Raw genomic sequence first — 11,867 nt, 5'->3', positions numbered from 1 at the left:
CTTAATTACTAGAACAAATCGCCATCCCATGCTTCTTGTTCTGCTTGATATGCATTGTAATTTTTATCGACAACGATTGTCTCAATGTTTTTAACAGCTTTGTTAATCATATCTTCAAAATCAAATCCTGATTCGTATTGAACCACCTTATCAAATTGTGGCTCTGTAATTGGATTTTTAGGCGTGAAAATCGTACAACAATCTTCGTAAGGTTGAATTGAAGTTTCAAAAGTACCAATCGCTTTCGCTTTTTTAATAATTTCTTCTTTGTCTAAAGTGAGCAAAGGTCTCAATATCGGTGTGCTTGTTACTGCGTTAATGGCATACATACTTTTGAGTGTTTGGCTCGCCACTTGACCTAAATTTTCACCATTGACTATCGCATCTGCACCAATGTTATGAACAACTTTATCTGCAATTCTTAACATCATTCTGCGTGTAGAAGTCATCGTATAGCGTTCATTGACGACTTTATGAATTTGTTTTTGTACCTCTGTAAATGGCACGATATGCAATTTAATGGTACCTACCCTTTCAGCCATAATTCTTGTCAATTCAATTACTTTTTCTTTCGCTTTTTCACTTGTAAAAGGCGGACTATGGAAATGGATAGCTTCAATTGTGACACCGCGACGCATCACTTCCATACCTGCAACTGGAGAATCAATCCCCCCCGATAACATCAGTAAGGTTTTGCCACCTGTGCCTACAGGAAGTCCTCCAATAGCGGGGATAATGCGATCATACATATAGATAGCATCTTTCCTGACTTCTATTTTAATTTCATGATTCGGGTTTTTTACATCCACTTTTAATTGCGGTGTACTTTTGAGTACTTCACCGCCGACCATGCGTTGAATTGCAAACGTTTCATGTTCAAACGTTTTATCAGAGCGTTTAACATCAATTTTGAATGTGTCGCCTTCTTGATAACTTTCTGCAAAAAGCTTCGCATGCTGATAAACCGCATCCATTGATTTTTCGATTTTTAAAACAGGGCTGATTGAATGTACACCGAACACTTTAGATATTCTTGACATCATCTCTTCAATATCTGCATTCGGCTCTAATTGTATATACATCCGGTCACGATTCGCTTTAACATCATACCCTTGTAACGGCATGAGTGCACGTTTCACATTTGAACGTAATTGACTTACAAATGTTTTTCGGTTTCCCCCTTTTAATGTTAGCTCACCATATCTAACTAAAATATGATCATAAATCATTTTAACAACTCCTTAACTTCCCGATATACCAAATCAAAAATATATTTAAATTGCTCAATGTCTTCATCACGTGTATATTGATCAAATGACAGACGAATACTTCCTAAAATGCGATCAACAGAAATATTCATCGCTTGTAATACTTCGTTGATGTTTGAATGTTTAGAAGAGCAAGCACTTGTCGTTGAAATCATGACACCATGTTTAGAAAATGCGTTCACGAGTACTTCTCCACGTACACCTGGAAAAGCTAAATTCAATATATGAGGAGATGCATCATGAGGTGAATTAATATAGACACCCTCATAATCTTTTAACCAATCTTTTAATGATTGATTCACGCTTTCAAGTCCTTGCATTGTGCCTTGTTGTTTTTCAATAGCTAATCGAATAGCCTTAGCTAAAGCAACATTATTCGCTACATTAACAGTACCGCTTCTCAAACCAAATTCTTGTCCACCACCTTGTATTGTTGGATGAATGTGATGAACATTCTTTAATACAAGTAGCCCTTGTCCTTTAAGTCCATTAAACTTGTGACCACTAATAGAGAGGCTATCAATCCCTTCCATTTGAATAGGATATTTTCCTACCGCTTGAACAGCATCGACGTGAAAATGAACTTTTGGGTAATCTGTTAAAACTTCTATCATTTCTTTGATAGGTTGCACTTGCCCCATGATGTTATTAACTTGCATACATGTCACCAAAATGACGTCACTAGAAAGTAAAGATTTCAAATGTTCAATATTGATTTTACCTTCCTCAGTCACTTTGACATACTTTAAATTAAACCCTTCTTTTTCAAGTTCGCGCATCACTTCTAAAACGGAAGGATGTTCAAGCACTGAAGTAATAATCGTATTGCCAAACGCTCTTTTTTGGTAAGCTGCGCCTTTGAGTGCCATATTATTAGATTCAGTCGCACCACTTGTAAAAATGAGTGCCTCATCTTTTAACTGTAAAGACGCTTTAATTTGTTCTCTCGCATTTTCTAATAAACGACCGGCCTCTAAACCTTTATCATGAGGACTATTGGGATTAAAGTAAAATTGTTCATTGACCTTAACAAAGCTCGACAACACAGAAGCATCGGGTTTCGTCGTTGCTGCGTTATCAAAATATAACATGTTATAAACTCCCTCTCTTTAAATATCATTTTTCATTGTACTACAACTCAACCGTTACATGTAAAATACAATCGCTATTTTCTAAAATTTATTGATTAAGGTCAAGTCCTGCACACAAAAAACCGAGTGACGCTATTTTAAATCGTTCACTCGGTTTTAAATCCAGTTGTTTAATTGCATTTTATGGTTGTTGCTCTAAAACTTCTCTTTCAATATGTTGCGCGATACCTGGCTCTAACAATTCAAGAGCTTGTTCTGAAATCTCACTTGAACGTTTATAACGATTATTTTTAAAGAGCCTTTCTGCTTCGTTAAGACTTTTATCTAAATCGTGATTATCTTTTCGGTAGCGGTTACCATATTGAATTAAACGTTCAGCATAGACAGCATTGATTAATACATCATTCGCCTCATCTTCAAATTTATTCATTTGAAGAACGACTTTATTCACTTTGTCTTTTAACTGTTGAACATTAATTGGGCGCTCACTAAAGCGTTTGTTAACATCTCTCACTTCGTAATCAATTTCATTTTTCAAAATGATAAAGCGTTCTGGAACACTTGTGAGGTTAGAAGCAAGTAGTCGTCGATAGATTTCTTCCTTTTTACCTTGGACACGTAAAATATGTTCCTCTGCTTCCGCTTCATCTTCACGTAATGAAACTAAGTGATTTTGTAACTTTTCTTGTTTTTCATTAATAACTTCAACGTGGTCTTCGATATATTTCAAGTTATCTTGTACTTCGCTATATCTCACTGCCGATTTAGCCATTTCTGATAAAATCTCATCATAAACTGAAATTAGATTTTGAATTTCATTTTCAAACTGGCGAACACTTTGAACATCGCTCTCATTTATATAATAGTTTTCGCGCACATATTCTATTTCAGTCTGTAATGTATAGTTCATATCTTTAGCGTGAAATAAATCGCTTGTAATACGTTCTTTTGATTCTTCGACTGCATTTTTTGATTTAACTTCATGCTCGATTAAATCATACATTTCATCAAGCTGGTCGTTGATTTCAACGAGTTTATCATTGGCTTCATCAAGTTCTAGTCGGCTTATCATAGGTTCGACAAAGCTCAGCTCAGTTTTCAAACTTTGGAGTGTGCTGTCCACCTTCACATGATCTAAGTCATAACCTTCTACTTTTAAATCACGTACACCATATTTAAGATCTTGAAATTGTCCTGGCAACTCTTTTTGTGCTTCTCTGATTAAATCAGGAATTTCAGCCATATCTTCTTTTAAATAAGAAATATCTTGATCTAATGCTTTAATATGTGAATGGGCTTCTTGATAATTGCCTTCTTCTTTAAGCGATTCATAAACTTCAAATTCAGGTTCAAAAGCTTCAATTTCTTTTTCCAAAAGCCCTGCTGCTTCACCATATTGATGACGATTGGCTAAAACATCTCTTTTTAATTTGCGATGCTCATCTTTCGCTTTCTCATAAATAGTATCGCTTTCTTGATGAGTTTGAAAAACTTTGTCTGCTTTTCCAATCAACTCCTGATGTCTCGCTTCATATTGATCCATTAATGCATGGGCATCATCGATATCAGTTTGAGCCAATGAAAATTTGAATTTATCAAGATTAACTTCCGCTTCATGAATCTTTTCATCTACAGGAACTAAAAATTCAGTCGAACTTTCTGTCCAATTTTGATTTAAAGCATCAAACTGTGTTTTAGTCTCCCCAGATAAATGTAATGTCTGTAATTTTTCTAAACTTTCATCGTAAGACAATGCGTTCAATTTTTCGCGTCGCTCTTCAGCAGACTGAATAATCGATCTTTTATTTGAACGCATATAAAATAAGATTCCGATTGCAATCAAAATAATGATGATAATCGCTAGTATAATATATAGTGCCATGTCCACTCGTCTCCTCCTAAATACATAAAACCATTATAACGTAATTTCATGACGCATTAAAATAAAATCTCAAAATATATAGACATTTTCCAAATTTTTATTTTATTCGTATTAGAAAATTGCACACTCGCATTGAGATAGCTATAATATTGATAAAATTTGATTGAAAGCGAGTGGAAAAAAATGACACAGTCTACTGATTATCAATTGTTATCTAGACAATTGGATGCGCTTCTAGAAGGAGAAACGGATTTAATTGCAAACTTAAGTAATACTTCGGCATTGCTCAATGAAAATTTAGACCAAATCAATTGGGTTGGTTTTTATTTAATGAAAGAAGGCGCACTGATTCTCGGACCATTTCAAGGGAAAACGGCATGCGTCCATATAAAAGTGGGACAAGGGGTTTGTGGCACAGCTGTACAAGAAGATAAAACACAACGCGTTGAAGATGTCCATGCTTTTCCAGGACACATTGCATGTGATGCCAATAGCCAGTCAGAAATTGTTATTCCATTGCATAAAAATAGTGAGGTTGTCGGCGTTTTAGATATTGATGCCCCTATTCGAAACCGTTTTAGTGCAGATGATGAAACAGGACTCGAAAACATCGTCCGCGTCTTAGAATCACATTTGTAAATTGATTAAATTTTATGTTTGACATTTCCTATCAAAATGGTAAAATGAATTTTGTGTGAATTAACGAAAATAGCAGTTGAATATTAATAGGCACTATAATGTTCCCGAAGCGGACGTGCCGTGTAACCGGAGCTATGAGGCGAGGACACATAAAACATTATATCCTATTGAGCATTCAACACTCTTTTTTGTTTTTTCATAACAACAAAAAAGAAAAAGGAGGAGTCACATTATGGCTCGATTCAGAGGTTCTAGCTGGAAAAAATCTCGTCGTTTAGGTATCTCATTATCAGGTACTGGTAAAGAATTAGAAAAACGTCCTTACGCACCAGGACAACACGGTCCAACTCAACGTAAAAAATTATCTGAGTATGGATTACAATTACGTGAAAAACAAAAATTACGTTATTTATATGGAATGACTGAACGTCAATTCCGTAACACTTTTGAAACTGCTGGTAAACAAGGCGGTATCCATGGTGAAAACTTCATGATCTTACTTGCTAGCCGTTTAGATGCAGTTGTATATGCTTTAGGTTTAGCACGTACACGTCGTCAAGCACGTCAATTAGTTGGTCACGGTCATGTTGAAGTAGATGGTAAACGTGTAGATATTCCATCATATACTTTAAAACCTGGTCAAGTGATTTCAGTACGTGAAAAATCACAAAAACTCGCTATCATCGAAGAATCAGTTGAAATTAACAATTTTGTTCCTGATTACTTAGACTTCGATGCTGATAGCTTAAAAGGTACTTTCGTTCGTCTTCCAGAGCGTAGTGAATTACCTGCAGAAATCAACGAACAATTAATCGTTGAGTACTACTCACGTTAATCGTTAGCTTATATCACACCAAGTATGAATCCATACTTGGTGTTTTTTTATTCAGAGCTTGAGACGACAATTATGACTCCACTTCCCAAGGTGCAAGCCCCAGCCTATAAACTTCAGCTCATCCTGCCCCCTCAAACATCTCTTCATCAATACTTCTTTAAGTGGCACCTCATTTTAAAAGTATGGTTTTTTCCCCTCTTCTGTTCCACAATCTTGGGCAATTCAAATTTTCATAAAAGAGAGATAAATTTGTTGTTTACTCATACACGTCCTCGTCAAATGATGCTCTTTTATTATTTCACATCGTTCCTTCTTTAATTTATACTTTGAGATAGAAACATAAACTGAGGAGGTACGATTTATGCAAGTTTTTAATGAGGAAGCAGTTAAAAATGCTTATCATATTGGAGATGCGATTCAAGATATTGAAGCGTTATTTAAAGATATGGAGGGCGTTCGCCAAGCACAAAGAATTGTAATTTCTACTGGTGAAGGTGCCAAATCAATGCTTTATATGCCTTGTATCCACTTGAACAAGCAACTAGGTATTATCAAAATCACTTCTATCACCCCCGAAAATCCAGACCATCATCGTCCAACGACGCAAGGGACAATCATTGTAACGGATTTAAAAACGGGTGAACATGTAGCGAGTATCGATGGAAGTTATTTAACACGTTTAAGAACTGGAGCGTTAAGCGGTATTGCTACGAAATATTTAAGCCGAGAAAATGCACAGACGATTGGCATGATTGGTACAGGTGGCATGGCGTTTGAACAATTAATTGCAAATCTTGAGGTAAGACCCATTCAACGTATTTTGCTTTATAATCAAACCAAAGATAAAGCAGAAGATTTAAAAGCGCGCATTTTGAAAACGTATTCAGATTATGAAATTGAAATCGTTGATGACGTGGAAACGTTAGTAACACAATCAGATATTATCAATTGTCAAACCTCTTCAGCTGAGCCTGTTTTTGATGCGGATACTGTTAAACCAGGAACACATATTAACGGAATTGGCTCCTATCGGCCAGATATGAAAGAAATTGATAATCGTATCTTACCTAAAGCAGATAAAGTCATCTTTGATGATGTCGAAGGCGTTAAAAAAGAAGCAGGTGAAATCATCGAAGCAAATGAAAAAGGTATTTTTAAATTTGAAGATTATGATGGCGATCTAAAATCATTGTCACTTAATGGTACATTGCAACGCTCAAATGATGAGAGTATCACTGTTTTTAAATGTGTCGGTGCCGCGTACTTTGATCTTGCGGTTGCTTTAGGCGCATATGAACATCTAACAAAAAATCAATAACTACCGACATTTTCATTTTATCCATGATTAAAAGTACAGGAGAGCAACAAAAGTCAACTCGACCTCTGTTACTCTCCTGTTACTATTTATCTATAAGCATACTCATACTTTAAATAACTCATTAGGCGCGTCAGAAATCATCCCATCAACTCCAAGCTGTATCAGTCTTTTTGCATCTTCCATACGATTAACAGTGTAGGGTATAACCTTTAAGTGATGTTGATGTGCTTTTGAAATAAATTTTTTATTTACCAGTTTGAAGTTAGGATTCGCAAAATCTGCAAATTGAGCAAGCTCTTGAAATGATGGTTGTTTTAACCAATACTTCCGCTTACTTAATAACACGCCTAATTGAATGTAAGGCGCTAAGTCATGCAATTTTAGAATACTTTTCTGGTCGAAAGACTGTATGATAATACGATTAAAAGGAAAATTATGTTTTTTAATGGTTTGTATGATTGCTTCTTCAATACCTGGGTACAGATGAGGCTTTTTAATTTCAATCAACAACGTTTTAGAAAAATTTTTAGCAAGTGTCAAGACTTCATCAAACGTCATGATTTCTTCTTTCTTACTCCCCTCTTTCCAACTTCCAAAGTCAAATTCTCGTAATGCATCTAAAGTATAGGATTTAATTTCACCCGTATGATTCGATGTACGATCAATCGTATCATCATGAATAGAGACAAGCACATCGTCTTTTGTCATATGCAAATCAATTTCTAACATTTGAATGTGTCTACCAAGTGCCGCTCGATATGCTGATTTCGTATTTTCAGGGTACATTTTTGAAAAACCTCTGTGCGCTACAATTTGAAAATGTTTGGGTGGTTGAATCAATTTCATACAATGAGTCTTCCTTTCAATTCTATCTATATTCTACTACACTTAACTTAACATATTTTTATAAGGAGTGAGACATTTGGCACATCATCAATTTCCAGTACAAGTGAGATGGACTGGTGGACGCGATAGTGTTGGAGAAGTTACAGGGGATTATATCCAACATAAGATTTCTATACCAAGCGAACTTGGAGGCGTCGGTGTTGGCACAAACCCTGATGAACTTTTAGTCAGTGCAGCAGCAAGTTGTATGACAATTTCTTTAGCCGCAACTTTAGAACGTGCGCATCTATCACCGATAGCAATTAATATGCAGAGTTACGGTGAAGCACAATTTGAACAACAACGATTTAAAATGGTCAAAATCGTACATAAACCCGAAATAATTGTTGACCAACTATCTAAAAAAGAGCAAATAAAAAAACGGTTGTCTCAATTGATTAAAATTGCAGATCAAAATTGTATGATTTCAAATAGCGTGAGAGATAACGTCGCGGTTATGACTGAACCAACGATTAAAATCCAACCTTCTAAGTCATCTTCAGATTCTAAAACGTCTATTTAAGAAATTAAAATAGTAAATAAGTTATACAACGGTATGATTAGATAATGTATTACAACTATTAAAACTATATTTTTCAAAACCTCATTTATCCTTGTAGGGATGTGGCAAGAGCTTCCATTTGATCTCATCTCACATCCCCTTTTATTACCAACAATTCCAAAATTTTGTATTGATACCTGTTAATATGTCAGAAAATTTGATAAAATTAGAAAATATTATTAAGGGAGGTTCTCTATGTATACACATCATTCTTTACTATTAACACCCGGCCCTACCCCAGTACCTCATCGCATCCAAGCAAAAATGAACTTACCTATGGTCGGTCACCGGTCAACTAAATTTGAATCCATCGCTGAAGCGGCATTTTCGTCACTTAAGCAAGTGTTCGGAAGCACAAATGACGTTATGATCCTAACTTCAAGTGGTACAAGTGCACTTGAAGCAAGCATGTTAAATATTGTAAATCCAGATGATACAGTAGTTGTCATTGTTTCAGGCGCATTTGGTAACCGTTACAAACAAATTGCCGAAACTTATTTTAATCATGTTCACGTCTATGAAGTCAAATGGGGAAAATCATTTGAAGTTGATGGTGTCATCGAATTTATTAAAAATATAGAGACGCCTGTGACTGCCGTTTTTACACAATATTGTGAAACCTCTACCACTGTATTACACCCTGTTGCTGAACTCGGCCATGCCCTTAAAGCACACAATCCAAATTTATACTATGTTGTTGATGGTGTAAGTTGTATCGGTGCAGTCGATGTTGATTTAGCGCGAGATGATATTGATGTCCTCGTTTCAGGAAGCCAAAAAGCGTTAATGTTGCCACCAGGCATTGCTTTTGTCGCTTATAACGATCGCGCATTGGCACGCTTCAAATCAGTAGAAACGCCACGCTTTTATTTGGATTTAGCCAAGCATCACAATGCTCTCGAAAAACATTCTACACCTTTTACGCCTAATGTTTCGACATTTAGAGGGGTCATCGAATTTCAAAAAATGATATCAGAAGAGGGCTTTGACAACGTCATTCGTCGTCATTCTATTATTAGAAATGCTGTACGCGCAGCATTGAAAGAATTAGACTTGTCCCTTTTGGTTGAAGATCAATATGCATCACCAACCGTTACCGCTTTTGTACCTAAAGATGAAGCAGAAGTAAAGCACATTAAGGCACAATTAGCATCACAGTTTAATATTACGATTGCTGGAGGTCAAGGCCATCTAAAAGGAAAGATTTTACGCGTCGGTCATATGGGCTTCATCTCGCCTTTTGATTTATTACCTTTTATTGCAGGCCTAGAATTGATTTTAACAAAATACCGAAACCAATCTTATATCGGTATAGCAACACAAGCATTTTTGGAGGTTGTTCATAATGAAATATAAAGTTTTAGTTGCAGATCCAATCGCAGAAGAAGGTCTTAAAAGTTTAAATGAAGATCCAGATTTTGAAGTGATACATCATACCGCATTGTCTGAAGAGGCATTGATTAATAAAATCAAAGATTACGATGCTTTAATCGTGCGTAGTCAAACAACAGTAACAGATAAGGTATTAAAAGCTGGATCAAGATTAAAAGTGGTCGCTCGTGCTGGTGTGGGTGTTGATAATATTGATATCGATACCGCAACAAAAGAAGGTATTATCATTATCAATGCCCCTGACGGTAACACGATATCCGCCACTGAACATTCAGTCGCAATGTTGTTAAGTATGGCGCGAAATATCCCACAAGCACATCAGTCATTAAGTCATGGGACGTGGGATAGAAAAACATTCAGAGGAACAGAATTGTATCGAAAAACACTTGGTGTCATTGGAACAGGTCGCATTGGAACAGGTGTTGCGAAACGATTGCAAAGCTTCGGTATGAAAGTTTTGGCTTATGATCCTTATTTAAGTGAAGAAAAAGCAAAAGAGCTTGAATTTACACGCGCATCAATAGACGAAATCGCACAGCAAGCTGACTTTATTACCGTACATACGCCGCTAACAGAAAAAACAAAGGGTATTATCAATCAATCTTTTTTTGATCAAGCAAAACCGAACCTTCAAATTATTAATGTTGCGCGTGGTGGAATCATTGATGAAAAAGCTTTGATTGAAGCATTGGATGACAATAAAATTATGGCAGCAGCGCTTGATGTTTTTGAAAATGAACCTGCGCATCAATCCGAAGTTGTGAAACATCCAAAAATTATTGTGACCCCTCATTTAGGCGCTTCTACAATCGAGGCACAAGAAAAAGTTGCTGTCTCAGTAGCAGAAGAAATTATCGATATTTTGAAAAATGGGAATGTCAAACATGCAGTTAATGCACCTAAAGGCGTCTTTAATGAAGATGAAGAGTTAAAACCTTTTGTAGAACTTGCCAAAATTACAGGTCAAGTCGGTATTCAAATATTGCCTAAAGCGCCAAGAACACTTAAAATAACATACGCTGGCGATATCGCATTAGACGATACGAGTCTCATTACTCGAAATCTTGTCACTGGCGTTTTACAACAAGATATGGGGGATCATGTCAACTTGATAAACGCTTTAGTTTTACTTAATGAACAAAACGTCACTTATACGATTGAAAAGACGAAAAAGAAAAAAGGTTTTAGCAATTATATTGAGCTTGAATTAATTAATAAAGCGGATAGTTTAAAGATTGGTGCCACAGTTTTAAATGGCTTTGGTCCAAGAATTGTTCGTATTAATGATTATCCTGTTGACTTTAAACCTGAACAGTATCAATTAATTATTAATCACTTTGACCGTCCAGGCATCGTTGGTAAAACAGGTCAAATACTAGGCGAACACGGTGTCAATATTGCTTCTATGCATTTAGGACGTACTCAACTCGGTGGTGACGCAATGATGATTCTCTCTATTGACCATCCGATCAATGATGATGTGCGAAAAGCCTTACTAGAGATTGACGGCTTTCAAAGTGTGGTTCAAGTTATTTTAGATCCTTACAATTGATAATATCCTTATAAACAAAATTTTGGAGCGTTCGGGACATAAAATCTTTGATAGCCTTGCCTAAATGCACATACATGCATTGGGTATAGTCTCAACTCAATGTTGACTCGATGTTACAAATGCGAACTTGAGCGCATACGAAGTCAGACAACCACTATGCGAAGAATAAGGCATTACTAAACGAAGTCATACAATACGAGGTCTTATAAAAAGAAGTGTTAAGATGATTTTCTGTTGAAAGTCATCTTAGCGCTTTTTATTTTGAAATCAATGACGCAACCTGCCCTTTCATATGCGCTATAACTTCCTCTATTATCTCGATAGTCATAAGCCAAAAAAAATTTTATAAAATCAAAACCACCCGTGTGAACGGGTGGTTTGTTCTTCGGCTGAAAGCCTCTGTTACTGACCAGCCCTTATAAGGGCACTGAGAAAATCAACCA

General features: G+C 36.0%; 10 protein-coding genes. 6 read left to right on the top strand and 4 right to left on the bottom strand.

Features of this window, described 5'->3' with window-relative positions; translation table 11 throughout:
- Positions 1-8: 8 nt before the first annotated feature.
- The 3 genes from thiI to ezrA form a co-directional block, all read right to left on the bottom strand.
- Positions 9-1,229: a tRNA uracil 4-sulfurtransferase ThiI gene (gene thiI / locus CD118_RS00050; RefSeq protein WP_103356045.1), complete on the bottom strand. Its 1,221-nt coding sequence runs from the start codon at positions 1,227-1,229 to the stop codon at positions 9-11.
- Positions 1,226-2,359, bottom strand: coding sequence for a cysteine desulfurase family protein (locus CD118_RS00045; protein ID WP_060829769.1), 1,134 nt, complete (start codon positions 2,357-2,359; stop codon positions 1,226-1,228). Before CD118_RS00045 ends, thiI begins: the two co-directional genes overlap by 4 nt.
- 181 nt (positions 2,360-2,540) lie before the next feature.
- Positions 2,541-4,241 (bottom strand): septation ring formation regulator EzrA, encoded by a 1,701-nt coding sequence (gene ezrA / locus CD118_RS00040; protein WP_050331953.1) that lies wholly within the window; start codon positions 4,239-4,241, stop codon positions 2,541-2,543.
- A gap of 183 nt (positions 4,242-4,424) precedes the next feature.
- Between ezrA and CD118_RS00035 the strand changes: the two genes are divergently transcribed.
- From CD118_RS00035 to CD118_RS00025, 3 genes are all read left to right on the top strand, one after another.
- On the top strand, positions 4,425-4,880 hold the full coding sequence (locus CD118_RS00035; RefSeq protein WP_060829768.1) for a GAF domain-containing protein: 456 nt from the start codon (positions 4,425-4,427) through the stop codon (positions 4,878-4,880).
- A gap of 232 nt (positions 4,881-5,112) precedes the next feature.
- Positions 5,113-5,715: a 30S ribosomal protein S4 gene (gene rpsD, locus CD118_RS00030; RefSeq protein WP_050330675.1), complete on the top strand. Its 603-nt coding sequence runs from the start codon at positions 5,113-5,115 to the stop codon at positions 5,713-5,715.
- A 361-nt stretch (positions 5,716-6,076) separates the two neighbouring features.
- Positions 6,077-7,033 carry an ornithine cyclodeaminase family protein gene (locus CD118_RS00025; protein ID WP_103356044.1) on the top strand — a complete coding sequence of 319 codons (957 nt, stop codon included), beginning with the start codon at positions 6,077-6,079 and terminating at the stop codon, positions 7,031-7,033.
- Between the two features lie 102 nt (positions 7,034-7,135).
- Here the strand turns inward: CD118_RS00025 and CD118_RS00020 are convergent, their stop codons facing one another.
- On the bottom strand, positions 7,136-7,879 hold the full coding sequence (locus CD118_RS00020) for a glycerophosphodiester phosphodiesterase (protein WP_103356043.1): 744 nt from the start codon (positions 7,877-7,879) through the stop codon (positions 7,136-7,138).
- A gap of 76 nt (positions 7,880-7,955) precedes the next feature.
- On the opposite strand from CD118_RS00020, the gene CD118_RS00015 reads away from it, so the two are divergent.
- From CD118_RS00015 to serA, 3 genes are all read left to right on the top strand, one after another.
- Positions 7,956-8,441: an SACOL1771 family peroxiredoxin gene (locus CD118_RS00015; protein ID WP_050330672.1), complete on the top strand. Its 486-nt coding sequence runs from the start codon at positions 7,956-7,958 to the stop codon at positions 8,439-8,441.
- A 234-nt stretch (positions 8,442-8,675) separates the two neighbouring features.
- Positions 8,676-9,836, top strand: a complete 1,161-nt coding sequence (locus CD118_RS00010; protein ID WP_103356042.1) for a pyridoxal-phosphate-dependent aminotransferase family protein — start codon at positions 8,676-8,678, stop codon at positions 9,834-9,836.
- Positions 9,826-11,424, top strand: coding sequence for a phosphoglycerate dehydrogenase (gene serA, locus CD118_RS00005; RefSeq protein ID WP_060829764.1), 1,599 nt, complete (start codon positions 9,826-9,828; stop codon positions 11,422-11,424). Before CD118_RS00010 ends, serA begins: the two co-directional genes overlap by 11 nt.
- Positions 11,425-11,867 lie beyond the last annotated feature (443 nt).

Origin of the sequence: Staphylococcus coagulans, from assembly GCF_002901995.1 — a bacterium.
GTDB lineage: Bacteria > Bacillota > Bacilli > Staphylococcales > Staphylococcaceae > Staphylococcus > Staphylococcus coagulans.
Note: the sequence above shows the minus strand (reverse complement) of the source record. Positions and strands in the feature narration are given on the sequence as shown.